The organism is Pseudomonas sp. 1152_12 (genome assembly GCF_052850675.1).
Genome location: NZ_VXCW01000007.1, coordinates 270,334 through 286,544, shown reverse-complemented (window position 1 = coordinate 286,544; position 16,211 = coordinate 270,334). Strand labels below are relative to the sequence as shown.

At 56.2% G+C, this 16,211-nt stretch carries 18 protein-coding genes and 1 tRNA gene; 3 read left to right on the top strand and 16 right to left on the bottom strand.

The features are described from left to right. The 3 genes from sctS to sctU are packed head-to-tail and all read left to right on the top strand — an operon-like array spanning position 1 to position 2,157. A complete protein-coding gene (gene sctS / locus FW764_RS15820; RefSeq protein ID WP_446434698.1) occupies positions 1–264 on the top strand; it encodes a type III secretion system export apparatus subunit SctS in 264 nt (87 codons plus the stop codon). Between the two features lie 10 nt (positions 265–274). Then, positions 275–1,063, top strand: a complete 789-nt coding sequence (gene sctT, locus FW764_RS15815) for a type III secretion system export apparatus subunit SctT (RefSeq protein ID WP_446434753.1) — start codon at positions 275–277, stop codon at positions 1,061–1,063. After that, a complete protein-coding gene (sctU, locus tag FW764_RS15810; RefSeq protein WP_446434697.1) occupies positions 1,060–2,157 on the top strand; it encodes a type III secretion system export apparatus subunit SctU in 1,098 nt (365 codons plus the stop codon). The genes sctT and sctU overlap by 4 nt, the downstream gene beginning before the upstream one ends. Positions 2,158–2,205: 48 nt before the next feature. Here sctU and hrpT read toward each other — a convergent pair whose 3' ends face one another. The 16 genes from hrpT to FW764_RS15730 form a co-directional block, all read right to left on the bottom strand. Beyond that, entirely contained in the window at positions 2,206–2,409 is a 204-nt protein-coding gene (hrpT, locus tag FW764_RS15805) for an HrpT family type III secretion system protein (RefSeq protein WP_446434696.1), read from the bottom strand. Beyond that, positions 2,406–4,535 (bottom strand): type III secretion system outer membrane ring subunit SctC, encoded by a 2,130-nt coding sequence (gene sctC, locus FW764_RS15800; RefSeq protein WP_446434695.1) that lies wholly within the window; start codon positions 4,533–4,535, stop codon positions 2,406–2,408. The genes hrpT and sctC overlap by 4 nt, the downstream gene beginning before the upstream one ends. Before the next feature lie 389 nt (positions 4,536–4,924). Beyond that, positions 4,925–5,158 carry a hypothetical protein gene (locus tag FW764_RS15795; RefSeq protein WP_446434694.1) on the bottom strand — a complete coding sequence of 78 codons (234 nt, stop codon included), beginning with the start codon at positions 5,156–5,158 and terminating at the stop codon, positions 4,925–4,927. 96 nt (positions 5,159–5,254) lie between these two features. Beyond that, positions 5,255–5,845, bottom strand: a complete 591-nt coding sequence (gene sctL / locus FW764_RS15790) for a type III secretion system stator protein SctL (protein ID WP_446434693.1) — start codon at positions 5,843–5,845, stop codon at positions 5,255–5,257. Further along, a complete protein-coding gene (locus FW764_RS15785; RefSeq protein ID WP_446434692.1) occupies positions 5,829–6,404 on the bottom strand; it encodes a type III secretion protein in 576 nt (191 codons plus the stop codon). Before FW764_RS15785 ends, sctL begins: the two co-directional genes overlap by 17 nt. Next, positions 6,397–7,182 (bottom strand): type III secretion system inner membrane ring lipoprotein SctJ, encoded by a 786-nt coding sequence (gene sctJ / locus FW764_RS15780; RefSeq protein ID WP_446434691.1) that lies wholly within the window; start codon positions 7,180–7,182, stop codon positions 6,397–6,399. Before sctJ ends, FW764_RS15785 begins: the two co-directional genes overlap by 8 nt. A gap of 4 nt (positions 7,183–7,186) precedes the next feature. Next, on the bottom strand, positions 7,187–7,543 hold the full coding sequence (locus tag FW764_RS15775; protein ID WP_446434690.1) for a hypothetical protein: 357 nt from the start codon (positions 7,541–7,543) through the stop codon (positions 7,187–7,189). A 457-nt stretch (positions 7,544–8,000) separates the two neighbouring features. Further along, positions 8,001–8,924 (bottom strand): sigma 54-interacting transcriptional regulator, encoded by a 924-nt coding sequence (locus FW764_RS15770; protein WP_446434689.1) that lies wholly within the window; start codon positions 8,922–8,924, stop codon positions 8,001–8,003. 301 nt (positions 8,925–9,225) lie between these two features. Continuing rightward, positions 9,226–10,326, bottom strand: coding sequence for a redox-regulated ATPase YchF (gene ychF / locus FW764_RS15765; RefSeq protein WP_446434688.1), 1,101 nt, complete (start codon positions 10,324–10,326; stop codon positions 9,226–9,228). A 21-nt stretch (positions 10,327–10,347) separates the two neighbouring features. Then, positions 10,348–10,932 (bottom strand): aminoacyl-tRNA hydrolase, encoded by a 585-nt coding sequence (pth, locus tag FW764_RS15760; protein ID WP_010213318.1) that lies wholly within the window; start codon positions 10,930–10,932, stop codon positions 10,348–10,350. Positions 10,933–11,100: 168 nt separating this feature from the next. Continuing rightward, positions 11,101–11,700, bottom strand: coding sequence for a 50S ribosomal protein L25/general stress protein Ctc (locus FW764_RS15755; protein ID WP_083360256.1), 600 nt, complete (start codon positions 11,698–11,700; stop codon positions 11,101–11,103). Positions 11,701–11,839: 139 nt separating this feature from the next. Continuing rightward, complete coding sequence (locus tag FW764_RS15750) at positions 11,840–12,781, bottom strand: ribose-phosphate pyrophosphokinase (RefSeq protein ID WP_003208392.1); 942 nt, start codon at positions 12,779–12,781, stop codon at positions 11,840–11,842. A 46-nt stretch (positions 12,782–12,827) separates the two neighbouring features. Then, positions 12,828–12,902: transfer RNA gene (locus tag FW764_RS15745), tRNA-Gln, on the bottom strand. Between the two features lie 36 nt (positions 12,903–12,938). Beyond that, entirely contained in the window at positions 12,939–13,742 is an 804-nt protein-coding gene (gene ispE / locus FW764_RS15740) for a 4-(cytidine 5'-diphospho)-2-C-methyl-D-erythritol kinase (protein ID WP_446434752.1), read from the bottom strand. A 58-nt stretch (positions 13,743–13,800) separates the two neighbouring features. Next, positions 13,801–14,418, bottom strand: a complete 618-nt coding sequence (gene lolB / locus FW764_RS15735; protein ID WP_446434687.1) for a lipoprotein insertase outer membrane protein LolB — start codon at positions 14,416–14,418, stop codon at positions 13,801–13,803. A gap of 4 nt (positions 14,419–14,422) precedes the next feature. Then, on the bottom strand, positions 14,423–16,147 hold the full coding sequence (locus FW764_RS15730; protein WP_446434686.1) for a tetratricopeptide repeat protein: 1,725 nt from the start codon (positions 16,145–16,147) through the stop codon (positions 14,423–14,425). Positions 16,148–16,211 lie beyond the last annotated feature (64 nt).

The window sequence follows — 16,211 nt, the reverse complement described above, 5'->3', positions numbered from 1 at the left end:
ATGGAACCGATCGTGCTGTTCAAGCAGGGCATGCTGCTGGTGGTGGTGTTGTCGGCCCCACCGCTGATTGTGGCGGTGGTCGTCGGCGTGCTGACATCACTGGTTCAAGCCCTGATGCAAATACAGGATCAGACCTTGCCCTTCGGCATCAAGCTGGTCGCGGTGGGTATCACACTGATATTGACGGGGCGCTGGATTGGCGTGGAGCTGGTTCAACTGATCAACCTGATGTTCGACATGATCGCTCGCTCGGCACTGAACTGAGGGCATGCATGTGCTGCACTATCTTGAATACCTGCCAAGCGTGCTGGTTGCCATGGCGCGGATTTATCCTTGTGCCATTCTCGTGCCCGCATTCTGTTTCCAACATATCCGCGGCATGCCCCGGCACGTCATCGTGATGGTCGTGGCATTCATTCCGGCGCCAGGTATCCATGCTGTACTGGTGGGCCAAGATTACTCCGCGCTGATGATCATCGGCCTGATATTCAAGGAGGCCGCCTTGGGCATTTTGCTGGGTGTCCTGTTGGCCATGCCTTTCTGGATGTTCGAGTCAGTCGGTGCGCTCTTGGATAACCAGCGTGGCGCCCTGGCTGGCGGCCAGCTTAACCCTTCACTGGGGCCGGACGCGACGCCCGTCGGGCACCTGTTCAAACAGCTGGTGATTTACTTGCTGATCGCTGTCCTGGGCCTGAGTGTCCTGACCCAAGTGATCTGGGACAGTTATCTGATCTGGCCGGCCACGGCCTGGGTGCCGCTGCCGGCAATCAATGGTTTCAGTACTTTCCTTGGCATACTCGGCGACACCTTTACCCACATGATGCTCTACGTTGCGCCCTTTATTGCCGTGTTGTTATTTCTGGAGTTCGGCATCGCGCTATTGGGGGTCTACAGTCAGCAGTTACAGGTGAGTACGCTGGCACCACCGCTCAAGTGCCTGGCGGGCATTGGTATTTTGTTGCTGTACTTTGCCTTGCTGCAGGACCTGATCGTCGGGCGCTTGAATCTGCTGGGCGATCTTAAGCACTCACTCGGACTGATGTTCCAGGTTTTGACGCCATGAGTGACTCAGGTGAAAAGAAGCACCCAGCCTCCGCCAAAAAACTGCGCGATCAACGTAAGAAAGGCCAGGTGTCCCAAAGCCAGGATATCAGCAAGCTATTGGCGCTGACGGCCATCAGCGAGGTTGCTTTGTTCAGCGCCGAAACGAGTTTGCAGCGCTTCCAGCAGATGATGGTGTTGCCCATGTCGAGCATGGCTCAGCCCTTTGTGCGAGCGCTGGAAACCGTGCTGTTTGAAGCGCTGTTGATGTTCTTCTCATTCGCCCTGTTGATGGCTGGGATGGCAATTGCCGCGAAGCTGATCAGCAGTTGGATGCAGTTCGGGTTCCTGTTTGCGCCGGAGACCTTGAAGCTGGATTTCAATCGTCTCAACCCCCTCAAGCAGCTCAAGCAGATGTTCTCCGCTCAATCGGTCATGAATCTGTTGATGAGTATTACCAAGGCGGTGCTTCTGGGGGTGGTTATATACGTGGTGATCAGGCCTTCATTGGGCGCACTGATTAACTTGGCCAACAGTGACCTGCAAACGTACATCGTTGCGCTGATCATCCTGTTCCGTCACTTGCTGCATGCCTGCCTGGGGCTATTGCTGGTGTTGGCGCTGATTGACCTGGCGTTGCAAAAGCACTTTTTCGCCAAGCGCATGCGCATGACGCAGGTCGAGGTGGTTAAAGAGTACAAGGACATGGAGGGCGACCCCCATGTGAAGGGGCAGCGCCGTGCGTTGGCACAGCAGTTGGCCCAGGAGGAGCCGAAGGTCAAACTGCCCAAGCTGGAAGAAGCCGACATGCTGGTGGTCAACCCGACGCACTTCGCTGTCGCGCTTTATTACCGTCCCGGTAAGACGCCGCTGCCCCTGTTGGTGAACAAAGGCACCGACGATGAGGCCCGAGAGTTAATTCGGCAGGCGAAGGCCGCCGAGGTCCCGGTGATTCAGTGCGTATGGCTGGCCCGCACGCTCTACACGAACAAACTGGGAACAAGCATCCCTCGCGAAACCTTGCAGGCGGTGGCGCTGATCTATCGCACATTGCGTGAGCTGGATGATGACGCTAAGCGCGAAACCCTTGAGTTGCCGGAGCTTGACCTGCGCTGATCAACACCAGGTACACCTGGTGTTGATCGTTGAGAAGTAACCGAAGACTCAACGTTCCAGCGAGATCGTTTGGTAGTCCGACCGTTCACCGGACGGCCCTGGCTCGACGCGCATCTGCGCAGGCCACCAGATCACCATTGTATCCTTGGTCGCTTGCGGGCGGGAGCAGGAGTCGCCTTTGCAGGTGGGGCTGCAGCCGGCGATGAGCAGCACTGTGCTGATCAGGGCGATGCACAACAAGCGGTGTTTCATGGGGTGGCCTTCTTCTGAGCGGGAGTGATCAAGGAGGGACGGGGCACGCCGATGTGTTCATCCTTCACCACCGGACGCATGGCGATAAATACCTCGGCTTCTTCACCCGGTTTGAGCCAGGCACGCGGCCACACGGTGACAGCCAAGGTTTGCGAATTGCTGCACTCCTTTTCGTCGATGCGCACAGTGCGCTTGAACTGATTACGCAGCACTATCACCGCCACATTGAACTGCGGGCCGGCATACCACTGGCTGCGTTCGGTGTTCATTGCCAGTAGATCGCGGGTGCTGCACAAAGTGTCCGGGCCCAGTGGCATAGCGGCTGCCTTGAATGCCAGCGGAACCTCCCCGCTGACGAGACGCGCCAGGGTGCTGGTGATGTCACTGCGTTTGATGACAGGCTCATGTGCGGCATAACGCCTGGCCAGCGGCTTGAGTGCGGCTTGCAGCTCTACCTGGTCGTCCTGCGGCAAATAACGCGAAGGGTCAGCCTGGTCACCGATGACGCGTGGGGTCAGGATAAACAGGCGTTCGCGGCGATTGTTCTTACGCTCGCTGGAGGAGAACAACGCCTTGCCCAACAGCGGTATATCCCCCAGCAGAGGAATCTTGTTGCGCTTGTCAGTGCTTTCGGTGACATGGAAACCACCGACCACCATTGAGCGTTTTTCCGCCATGACCGCCTGGGTGCTGACATTGCCCCGGCGTACATCGGGACCGATGCGATTGGCGTTGGATTCGTCGAAGTTTCCGTCTTCGATATCCACCATAAGGTGCACCTGATGGGTGCCGCGGGTAGTAATCACCCTGGGTACCACCTGCAGGCTGGTACCGACAGTGATGGGCAGGATGGTCGCGACCTCTGTGCCTGCGGTCAGATACTGGGTGCGGTTGAAATCAATCACTGACGGCTGGTTTTCCAGCGTGAGGACTGACGGGTTGGACACCATGGTTGCCAGGCCGCGTTGCTCCAGTGCACGTATCTTGGCAAAGAAAAGATCACGGTTTTCGATCGACAGTTGCGATGAACTCCCCGGCGCCATTCGTGTGTCGCTACTGAAGCGACTGTTGCCCCAGTTGACGCCGAATTCGCGCAGTTGAGTGCGTTCTATATCAAGAATTATTGCATCGATTTCCACCATTTTACGCGCCACGTCGAGCTGAGTAATCAGCTCGCGGTACATCGCCTGCCGCTCCGGAAGGTCATAGATCAATACGGCGTTGTTGCGCACATCGGCTTCGACGCGGATTCTGCCAGCAGACACCGGCGCTCGCGGGGTGAGTGTCGCGCCGGTTTCCAACTGCCCCTGGTTCGCTGTCTGTCCAAGCATTTGCCCCAATAGTGGGTTGTTCAACCGGGGAAAGTTGGGTGTGATGGGAGAGGGCTGTGAGCGGCTTGGAGGCGTCGTCGAAAGGGAGGAGGCTGATCGAGGCTCCAATAACCCACGCAGCATGCTGGTAACGCCTGGGATGGTTATTTTTTCGCCGCGATAATCTATCTGGCGATCCCCTGCGTTGGCGAATTTCAGCGGGTAGCTGAGCACGCTCTGCTTTTCGTCCGGTGTTTTACGCTGGCTGCTGAATTGCTTGATCTGTTCGATGTAGCGCCTGGGGCCAGAGACCAGCACAACCCCATCATCAGGCAGTTCTCCCCAGCCGAAACGGCTATCGAGCAAGCCGATATCGGTCAGGGCCCGCTTGAGGTCAGCGACCGTCTCGGAAGAGACCTCCAGGCGTGCGGACTCTTGCAGATCGAGGGTGCTGATATAAAGGGTGTTGTTGTACAGGTACCACTGGAAACGGTGTTCTACCGCCAACCTGTCGAGCATTGACTGGGGGGTATTGGCGCGTATCTTGCCATTGACCGTCCCGTCTAGGAGGCCGTCTACTTGCAGTTGGGTGCCAAACGTCTGAGCGAAGTCCTCCAGCACATCGCGCAGGGGCTTATGCTCGGCTTCATAGGCATAGGCCGTATTTTTCCATTCGGAGGGGATGGCGGCGAGGGAGCTGTGCAGCGGCGCCAACAACAAGGGCAGCGCGAGCAAACAGGGCCAGTGAGCGCGTTTTACCAGGGCGGCAGGCGAGTTTAAGCGCAAGCCTTGGTGCTTGTTGATCTTGCTATACATGACAAGTTCTCTGTTTCAGTGCGGTAGCTTACGTAGGGGAGCGGGCTGCAAATCGCACCCTGCTTTAGTCAGGCGCGGAGTTACGCCACGCCAGGTTTTGCGTTGGTTGAAAGGGCTCCCAAGAGATTCAACAGGTACTCCTGCCTGGAGTTTCTTGGCGGGCATTACACGAGCCAGAGGTGACCAGCACCTGGCGCTAAGACACGTGCGCCTTGGACATGCGCCAGGATGGACTGACCTAGATGACACCAAAACGGCAACGGAGTTTTTTGGTTTGGGCGGGGCAGTTGGCTGCGTAGCAACGTACGTTGACCTTGTCATCCTGTTCGAACATCTGAAAGCGCGGTCTGCGACCACTCAAACAGTCAGCCAGATAGTGCTGTGAGTCACTAAACGACATTTATGGCGCTTTTAAATGTTTCGTGCTGGTAGCTGACGTAGGCCCCGGCCACCGTATAGTTGACACTGTCGTTCATCTTCGCTTGCACAAGTTTGTCGAAGACCCTTGAGAGCTCTTCTTCTCCCCCCCCGTTTGAAATGTCCTCATCGATCTCCTTGGAAACTCTATCGGAGCGGGCTTGCAGCCTGTAGATACTATTAAGAAAGCGGACGTCACTATTCATCGCATTAACTCCAGTGGGGGTCTACTCCTATGTGGCACCTGATGGATGACCAGTTCCCTCCACGGATTAATTTGTTAAAAAAAAATAAAAGCGTTGTTACTTGTACCGACCTTCGGGGGGGATGATCACCAGGTGGTCGACGGCATCAGTCCAGTTGATGTGAAACCCGCCATCTTCTGTTTCAAGAATCAGCGACTTCGCGGCGAGCCCGTCCTCGACGCGCAGTGCCCATGGCACATTGCAGTGTCCGCTCAACCATTGCTCGACATGTTCGCGGTCCAACGGGTTACACAGTAAGTTCGCCTCAACAGCCGGGAATTGGGCAGCTAACAGCTTATTGAGCAGCACAGTAAGGCGTTGAGCGGGTACGGTCTCTTCCAGCAAGCTTCGGATAGCCGTGTTGATGACTGAGCTGGCGGCAGTTTCCAATTGATCGAGCATCGCTTGTCGCTCTGACTCCCAGCGATGAAGTTGGGCATTGGCGCGCTGCCAGAACTCATTACTTGCACTTTCCAGTATTTTCTCGCACTGGCTTTCGGCTTGACGTATGAGCGCCTCTGCTTGGGTTTCGGCGTGTTCAAGGATGTGACGAGCCTGGGTATATTCGGCAAGCATCTCCCGAGGAATCAGGGCTGTCGACAGGTCGTGAGAGCGGGCGTGCAGCTCAATTTTATGGGTGCAAAACATGGTTGGATTTCTCGCGGGAGGCGCGCAGCGCATCATCTAGGGAGGTAGAGGTTGCACGCCAAATAGCGGCTTGCCACAGAATATCCAGGCGGCCTTGAGCGTCCTCCATCTTTGGGTACTGCTCCAACCCAAGTACCCTCTGGTGGGCAAAGCTCAAGCGCAGCCGCTGCCATATAGCAGGTGTGACCCACGCGCGCAGATAGTGCAGGGGGTCGTCGATGCTCAACGGGGTGGGGCCGGGTGGCAGAGCTTTGGCCAAGCGCTGGCACCAAAGAAGCTGTTCTTGACTCAATCGACTGTCGTGCGGCGCGTTGTATACCTCATTGACGAGCGCGAGTATGAGGTCCCGTTGTTGCGAGCTTGTCAGCACCAGTTGCAGCAAGGCCGCAGACATGGGCGGGGGAAGTTCAGGGTTGATGCCGAACAGGTTGCTCGCCCGGACATGATGGCAGCGTGAAAGCGCCGCTGTATCTACAAACCCCGTTAGCGTAAGCCAGTCGATGTGGGCGCTCTCCCATGGGCAAGCCCACCATTTCACCCAGCTCAGATCGTCACTCATGAACGTGTGCTATCTCAGGCTTTGGTGCCGAAGCGAGCCTTATCCTGCGTCGCCAGACCAGCCATGCACCGGCACCCAGCAAGAGAGCGAGCAGAGGCGCGAAAATGCTCATAAGCCAGATACTGAGGTCTTTTTCCGGCACCAGGAAAGGGCCGAAATAGGCAAGCTGTTGCTTTTCTATATAGGCCGTGGCGGGTACGAAAACGACGGTCAGCTTTGTTGTGTTGTCTATCGCTGAGGCCATGCCGGGGATACTGCTGGCCACCAACCTGCGCACGCGCGCATTGATATTGTCAGGGTCAAGTCGCGGGTCGTGCTTGATGAATATAGAGGCGGATGCCGGCTGTACTGGCTCTCCGGGTGCTATCCGCTCAGGCAACACCACGTGCACCCGTGCGACGAGTACACCGTCTATATTAGATAAGGTCGCCTCCAACTCTTGTGACAGTGCATAGATATAGCGCGCGCGCTCTTCAAGTGGGGTAGAGATGACCCCCTCCTTGCGAAAGATCTCCCCTAAGGTCGAGCGTGCAACCTTGGGTAGCCCAGCAGCGTCCAGGGTACGAACGGCTCGATTGATGTCACTTGCTTTAACGCGCACAGCGACGCCGTCTTTTCCCGGAATCTTTTGGGCACGGATCTGTTTGTCTGCCAGTTCCGCGATGACTTCATTGGCTTCCTGTTCGGAAATATTGCGATGCAGTTCTACACTTTCACCGCAGCCGGTGAGCAACAGCGTCAATGACAAAAATAACAGGGTGCTTAGGCAGCGGTACATGCATCTACCCCATGCTTGAAATTTTGTCGCAGGCTTTTGCGATTGCGCCAACTACTTTGACCTGTGAGATCACATTGACATGCGATTCGGCAAGCAATTGGGGGAGCTCGTTCATACGCTTGTTCTTGCTAGCGTCCCGAAACCCTTTGGAAAGACGCGTCGATATTGCCGACGACTCACTGGTGCCCCAGGCTGAGTCGGTAGCGGCTACGGCGCGTGGGCTTCTTTTATCGGGCTGATCGGTCTTGCTCATTTCGGCCTGGAAAAAATTGAGGTCAGAAGATCGATGATTCTCAGCAGACGTATCCGACCCGGTGTTGATCTTTGCGTTCGTTGTGAGGTCTGCGTGGCTGATGAGCATATGTCCCTCTATCGACAGTATCGAGTGTGGTGACCCACGTTAAGTAAAAGCCTCCTCAACGGGCGAGTTGAGAAGGCTTGGTTTGCCTAGTAACGTATAGCCTTGGAGTTGTTAACTTCTGCGTTCTGTTCAGCGATTTTCCTATCTTTTTCGGTTGCTTTTACGCTATCCCAGCTCTTTTGGTCTAAGATCGCACTGATAGCGTTAGTTTGCGGGCTGCTTGCGCCAGTTAGCATAATTCACCTCTTGAACTTTCGATAAATTCGATAACGGCTTATCGCTATCGGTCGTTATGAGCGCTATTGAAATCGCTCGTTGAGTATGTGGTCTACAGGCGATGAAGCGTTCCAATTCTGCGGGAGAAGAGTTGTGAAGAATTATTTCGTCATATTTTTTCTATCTGCGTGATGTAACAGGAAGAGCAAGCAGGCAATTGTCGGTGATACGTCCAAGCGCTTTATGCCAGCTGTACATCGAGCTGTTTCATTCGGTAATAGAGCGTACGCTTGGCGACCTTCAGCTCAACTGCCACGCTATCTACACAGTGTTCGTTACGTCGCAACGACTCTTCAATCAGTGCTTTTTCAATCTGTTGCAAGCGTGCTTTCAGGCTCATTTCGCTGTGTTGCTGGTTGCTCAGAGGCAGTGAAAGCGGTGGTAGGCCCAGTACGAAACGCTTGGCTGTTGAACGCAGCTCTCGCACGTTGCCCAACCAAGCGTGGCACAACAGCTGTTGCAACAACTCGCCAGGCGGGGTCGGGGCAGGGCATTTGAAATGGCTCGCTTCTTGTTGGACCATCGCCAGGAACAAGGGAATAATCCGCTCTCTTTGGTCCCGCAGGGCGGGGAGTTGGAGGCTGACGACGTTCAGGCGAAAGTACAAGTCGCGCCGGAAGGTGCCCTGCTCGACCATTTGGTGCAGTGACTGCTGCGCCGACGCGATGACGCGCATATCGACCGGGATAAAACGGGTTGAGCCCAGGCGCTCGACGCCACGCGACTCCAGCACCCGCAACAGTTTGGCTTGCAGGTTCAAGGGCATGCTGTCGATCTCATCGAGGTACAGGGTGCCCAGATGAGCGGCTTCGACAAATCCGGCGCGCGACTGCATGGCCCCGGTAAAGGCGCCGCTGTTTACGCCGAACAATTGGCTTTCCGCGAGGCTTTCCGGGATGGCCGCACAGTTCACGGCAACGAAGTTACCTTTTCGCCCCGATAGACGATGAACCCGTTGGGCCAAAGTATCTTTGCCTGTACCGGTCTCGCCGAGCAGCAGGATGTCAATATTGAGTGATGCGGTGCTGTTAAGCGTGCTTTCAATATCTGACCCTTCAATGATTGAAAGGTCCGTTTCAATTTCCCTGGGGTAGGAGTCCGACATCAAGTAGGTGCTCCATTATCACTGTGTATTATTCAGGCAGCGGTCAGCAGTACGAGATTATAGATTCTATAGGCTTATCTTAAAGTAGGAGCTTGCGCGGATGGTGTAGGAGAAGTTAGATATGTTTGGGGGGTATCTGTTTCAAGTGTTTATACGTTAAAGGTTGAAGGGCTAATAAGGAAAGTCTTAAAAGATGAGGCGATTGGATCTAAGTGGTACTGTTTTGGCTGAAACAGTCGCCCACAAAAAAGCCGATGCAATGCATCGGCTGTTTGTTTGCGGCGAGGACCGCAGATGATACTTACACGTTGAAGCGGAAGTGCATTACGTCGCCATCCTTGACGATGTATTCCTTGCCTTCCAGGCGCCACTTACCGGCTTCCTTGGTACCGGCTTCACCCTTGTACTGGATGAAGTCGTTGTAGGCGATGACTTCGGCACGGATGAAGCCTTTCTCGAAGTCGGTGTGGATCACGCCGGCAGCCTGTGGCGCAGTGGCGCCGACTTTTACGGTCCAGGCGCGGACTTCTTCCACTCCGGCGGTGAAGTAGGTCTGCAGGTGCAGCATTTCGTAGCCGGCACGGATCACGCGGTTCAAGCCAGGCTCTTCCAGGCCCAGGGCCTCGAGGAACATGTCTTTCTCTTCGCCGTCATCCAGCTCGGCAATTTCTGCTTCGATCTTGTTGCACACCGGCACCACGATCGCGCCTTCTTCCTCGGCGATGGCCTTGACCACGTCGAGCAATGGGTTGTTCTCGAAACCGTCTTCAGCGACGTTGGCGATGTACATCACTGGCTTGGTGGTCAGCAGGTGGAAGCCCTTGATCACCGCTTTTTCGTCGGTGTTCATGCTCTTCATCAGGCTGCGTGCGGGCTTGCCTAAGGTGAAGTGAGCGATCAACTGCTCCAGCAGGCCTTTCTGGACCACGGCATCCTTGTCACCGCCTTTGGCGTTACGCGCGACTTTCTGCAATTGCTTTTCGCAGCTGTCGAGGTCGGCGAAGATCAGTTCCAGGTCGATGATCTCGATGTCGCGTTTCGGGTCGACGCTGTTGGAGACGTGAATCACGTTCTCGTCTTCAAAGCAGCGGACCACGTGGGCGATGGCATCGGTTTCGCGGATGTTGGCCAGGAACTTGTTGCCCAGGCCTTCACCTTTCGACGCGCCGGCCACCAGGCCTGCGATGTCGACGAATTCCATGGTGGTCGGCAGGATGCGCTTGGGATTGACGATGGCCGCCAGTTCCTGCAGGCGCGGGTCCGGCATGGCCACGATACCGCTGTTGGGTTCGATGGTGCAGAAGGGGAAGTTCTCCGCCGCAATACCGGACTTGGTCAAGGCGTTGAACAGTGTGGATTTGCCGACGTTGGGCAGGCCGACGATGCCGCAATTGAATCCCATGGTGTTTCCCCTCGGTAAGAGTCAGGCCTTCTGGCTGTGCAGGTTTTTCATCGCACGGTTCCATTCACCGGCGAAGATATCCGGCAGCACGCCGAGGGCAAAGTCGATGCTGGCATCGAGTTTTTCCTGTTCGGCGCGTGGCGCACGACCCAGGACGAAATTTGAAACCATACTGGCAACGCCTGGGTGGCCAATGCCGAGCCGCAGGCGGTAAAAATTATTCTGATTACCCAACTGCGCGATGATGTCGCGCAGGCCATTGTGCCCGCCATGCCCGCCGCCGAGCTTGAGCTTGGCAACGCCGGGTGGCAGGTCCAGTTCGTCATGGGCCACCAGAATTTCTTCGGGTTTGATCCGGAAGAAGCCCGCAAGCGCCGCGACAGCCTGGCCGCTGCGGTTCATGTAGGTAGTGGGAATCAGCAGACGAACATCCTGACCCTGATGCGAAAAGCGTCCGGTCAGGCCAAAATACTTGCGATCGGCCACCAGGTTTACACCTTGGGCGTGGGCGATACGCTCAACAAAAAGGGCCCCCGCGTTATGCCGGGTCTGTTCGTATTCGGCGCCTGGATTTCCCAGGCCAACGATCAGTTTAATGGCAGTCACGACAGGGGCCCTTCCTTTGGAGTTGTGGATAACATCGCCGCAACCAGCGTGCGGCGAAAGTGGACAACAAAAGATCATTTACTCAAGAGTAAACGCCGCGTTATCGCCCGCTTTCTCGCTACGTTTCGGTCCGCGATGTTTCCTCAAGCTCCGGCAATACAGAGTGAATTACTCTGCAGCGCCTTCTTCAGCTTCTGGTGCAACGCGTGGAGCGTGAACGTTTGCAACAGCTTTGTCATCACCGTGAGCCAGTGCGACAAACTCAACGCCTTTAGGGGCTTTGAGGTCGGACAGGTGGATGATGTCGCCGATTTCAGCAGCCGACAGGTCGACTTCGATGAACTCAGGCAGGTCTTTCGGCAGGCAGGTCACTTCGATCTCGGCAACAACGTGCGAAATTTCGCCGCCTTTCTTGACCGGAGCAGCTTCGCCAACGAAGTGCACAGGCACGATAGCGGTCAGTTTCTGACCGGCGACTACGCGAACGAAGTCAGCGTGCAGCACGTGGCCTTTAGCTGGGTGACGTTGCAGGGCCTTGATGATGACGTTCTGCTTGGAACCACCAACGTTCAGCTCGATGATGTGGCTGTAAGCCGCGTCGTTTTCGAGCAGTTTGGCGATTTCTTTAGCCAGCATGCTGATGGATTCAGGGGCTTTTTCGCCACCGTAAACTACAGCTGGAACCAGGCTTGCGAGACGACGCAGGCGGCGGCTCGCACCTTTCCCCAGGTCGGAACGCAGTTCAGCATTCAAAGTAAATTCGTTCATGTTGTATCTCCAAAATAACCACATTCGCCCCAGCGTTTGCGACCAGCGCTAAAGGCGATATGGGCAAAAAAGCCCCGCCCCAACAGTAGGTTGGGGCGGGGCGCTTTTCGTCAGTGAGATGTTTCGTAAGGTTTGACCCTTAACGGAACATCGCGCTGATCGATTCTTCGTTGCTGATGCGGCGAACCGCCTCGGCAACTACCGGTGCGATATCCAGTTGACGGATACGCGAACAGGCTTGAGCTGCTGCGGACAATGGGATGGTGTTAGTCACCACCAGTTCGTCCAGCATGGAGTTCTCGATGTTCTCGATCGCTCGGCCCGACAGCACAGGGTGTGTGCAGTAGGCGAAGACTTTTGCAGCGCCGTGCTCTTTCAAGGCTTTCGCCGCGTGGCACAGGGTGCCGGCGGTGTCGACCATGTCATCAACCAGAATACAGGTACGCCCTTCGACATCACCGATGATATGCATCACTTCAGAGTGATTAGCTTTTTCACGGCGTTTGTCGATGATCCCGAGATCAACGCCCAGGGATTTGGCAACAGCCCGTGCACGCACGACGCCACCAATGTCCGGGGACACGATCATCAGGTTTTCAAAGCGCTGGTCTTCAATGTCATCCACCAATACTGGGGAGCCGTAGATGTTATCTACCGGAATATCGAAGAACCCCTGGATCTGGTCAGCGTGCAGGTCAACCGTGAGAACACGGTCAATGCCTACCACGGTGAGCATATCAGCCACGACTTTCGCGCTGATAGCCACACGTGCGGAACGCGGACGGCGATCCTGACGGGCATAACCAAAGTAGGGGATTACAGCTGTGATTCGAGTCGCTGAGGAGCGGCGGAAGGCATCAGCCATCACGACGAGTTCCATCAGGTTATCGTTGGTCGGAGCGCAAGTCGGCTGAATAATGAATACGTCTTTACCGCGGACGTTTTCATTGATCTCGGCTGTAATTTCGCCGTCGGAGAATTTACCGACAGAGATGTCACCGAGAGGGATATGCAGCTGACGTACGACACGTCGAGCCAGATCGGGGTTGGCGTTCCCCGTAAAGACCATCATCTTGGACACGCGCAGTACCTAGAGGCTGAGGGTAACCTGGATGAGTATTAGAAAATGGCAGGGGCGGCTGGATTCGAACCAACGCATGGCAGGATCAAAACCTGCTGCCTTACCGCTTGGCGACGCCCCTGTATCTGTTGCAACGAGTACCCAGTACTCGGTTCCTTTAGAGCAGACTTTGCAGCTTGCGATGCAACATCGAAACGTTGCTTCCCTTTGCTACAAACCCTGTAAGGGTCTCTGTAAGAAGGGCCGAGACTTTATCAGCTTCAGCTTTGTTTGGGAAGCCCCCAAACACACAACTTCCAGTTCCGGTTAATTTTGCTTCGGTAAATTTACCTAACAAATTCAAAGCATTACGTACCTCTGGATAACGCCTTGCTACAACCGGTAAGCAGTCATTTCGACTGTTTCCCTTGGGAACGGGGCGCACTTTAATGGGAGGAGAGTTACGTGTCAACAGTGGATCTGAAAAAATTTCTGCTGTACTTACAGATACTTGCGGAACAAGCACGACATACCACGGCTCTTCGGGGTATTGCGGGGTGAGTTTCTCGCCCACGCCCTCGGCAAAAGCGGCGTGCCCGCGTACGAAAACCGGGACGTCGGCGCCGAGTGTCAGGCCCAGCGTGGCCAGGCGATCGTGGTCCCAACCCAGTTGCCATAAATGATTCAGGCCCAGCAGTGTGGTCGCAGCATTTGAACTGCCGCCGCCGATCCCACCGCCCATAGGCAAAATTTTGTCGATCCAGATGTCGATGCCGAGTGGGCAGCCGGATTGTTCTTGAATTTTTTTCGCGGCCCTGACAATCAGGTTGCTGTCGTGGGGCACGCCTTCGAATTCGGTATGCAGCCGGATCACGCCGTCGTCACGTACGGCGAAGGTCAGTTCATCGCCGTAGTCGAGAAATTGAAACAGTGTCTGCAGTTCGTGGTAGCCGTCTTCACGGCGACCGAGAATGTGCAGCATCAAATTGAGTTTGGCCGGGGAGGGCAGGACTAATCCGCGCTTTTCTAAAACCGACACGTTATTGCCCCAGCTTGCGCGGTTGCCAGTCCTTGATCACCAGCGTGACGTCAAGGTCGGTGCCGTGCAGTTTGATGCGCTCGGGCAACCAATAACCGCTTTGTTGCACGTAGCTGAGGTATTCGACTTGCCAGCCATCCTGCTCCAGGGTGGCCAGGCGGCTGTCGCCATTGAGGCTCAGACGGCTTTTGCTGTCCGGCGCGGGCAAACCGCGAACCCACCAGACCAGGTGCGAAACCGGCAGCTTCCAGCCCATTTGCTGTGCCAGCAACTCTTCCGGCGACGCCGCTTCATAGCGTCCCTGGTTGGCCACTTCCAGGCTGACTTGCCCCGGACGCCCCGTCAGACGCGCCGCGCCTCGGCCCAGTGGGCCGGACAGGCGAATGTCGTAATAGTCCTGGCGTTGCAGCCAGAACAAGGTGCCGCTGCCGGAATCTTTCGGCGCGCGAACCCCGACCTTACCTTCGATCTGCCAGCCGTCGATGCTGCTGAGCTGGTCCTTGTGTTGTTTCCATTGCGCCGGGTTGCCCTGGCCTTCAACGGATTCGCGGTTGCCGATTCCCGCGCAGCCGGCGAGCAAGGCGATGAAGCTGAAAATAATAACGTGGCGCAAGAACATAAGCTTAAAGGGTCTCGGATCCGGTCAGGCGCTTGATGGTGCCGCGCAGGATGGGGCTTTCGGGTTGTTCCTTGAGGAACTTTTTCCAGATTTGTCGTGCTTCGCGTTGTTTGCCGTTGGCCCAGAGCACTTCGCCCAAATGGGCGGCCACTTCCTGGTCAGGGAAGCGTTCCAGCGCCTGGCGCAGTAAGCGTTCGGCTTCGTCGAGGTTGCCCAGGCGATAATTTACCCAGCCCAGGCTGTCGAGCACGGCCGGGTCTTCCGGGTTGAGTTTGTGGGCTTGCTCGATCAGCGCCTTGGCCTCGGCGTAGCGCGTCGTACGGTCAGACAGGGTATAACCCAAGGCGTTCAGCGCCATGGCGTTGTCCGGGTCGCGCTTGATGATCAGGCGCAGGTCTTTTTCCATCTGCGCCAGGTCATTGCGTTTTTCCGCCTGCATGGCGCGGGTGTACAGCAGGTTCAAATCATCGGGGTATTGCAGCAAGGCTTGTTGCAGCAGCTTCCAGGCGCGCTCGCCCTGCTTATTGGCCGACAAGGTTTCGGCCTGGATCAGGTACAGCTGGATTGCATAGTCTGGTTCGGCAGTGCGCGCAGTCGCCAGGCGTTTTTCCGCCTCGTCGGTGCGGCCATTACTCATCAGGATATCGGCTTGGCGTAATTGGGCTGGCAGGTAGTCATTGCCGGGGCCGACCTGGGCGTATTCCAGCAGCGCAGCCTGCGGGTCGTTACGCTCTTCAGCAATACGGCCAAGGTTCAGGTGCGCCGAATCGACATGGCTATCGCGTTGGATCAGCTCTTCCAGATAACCCTTGGCCTCGTCCCAGGCCTTGGCTTCCAGGCACACCAGTGCCAGGGAATAGCGCAATTCATCGTCGTCCGGGTATTGCTGAACCAGGTTGGCGAACTGCACTTTGGCGTCCTCCATGCGGTCCTGCTCAACCAGCATGCGCGCATACGTCAGGCGCAGACGCTTGTCGTCCGGGTATTTCTTGATGCTTTTTTCCAGCAGCGGAATCGCTTCTTTGCTGCGATTGAGGTTCTGCAGCAAGCGTGCGCGTAGCAAAATCGGGGCAATCTCACCGTCTTCCGGCGGGTTCTGCTCCAGCAGCTTCAGCGCGGCATCGGTTTCGTCATCCTGTTGCAGCAACAGCGCCTTACCGAAAATCAGTTGGCTGTTCTTGGGGTGTTTTTGCAGCAGGCGGTCGAAACTCTTCATCAGGCCATTGCGCGTGTCCTGGTCGGTGTCGGCAGCCGACAGCGCGAGAAAGTCGAAATGCGTGTCGCCCTTGCCCTGCAGGACTTTTTCCATATAAACCATGGAGTCGTCATAGCGCCCCGCGCGCGCCAGTTGAATGGCGGCTGCCCGCTGCGCTTCGAGGTCATTCGGCGCGTTTTTCGCCCAGATCAGCGAGGTGTCCAGCGCGGCCTGGTCAGCGCCCAGGTATTCGGCGATGCGAAACGCGCGCTCAGAAATGCCCGCGTCTTGGGTATTGATGGCCTGGGTCACGTAGTTGTCCAGGGCAATATCGAAACGGTTGCGCTGGCCGGCGAGTTCCGCGGTCAGCAGGCTGTAGATCGTTTCTTCACTGAACGAGGAGTAAACCTTGGGCTTTTCAGGGGCAGGGGTGCTGTCTTCGACCGGCGGCGTACCGTCCGGCGACACGGGTGCCAAGGCCTGGCAGCCGCTGAGGAAGACAAAAGCAAGGAGCAACGCGGAAGATCTATTCATATAGGAGAAGGACGACTAACCTGCGGTCGGATCATCATGACACAAGCCTTCGGCCAAACATAAC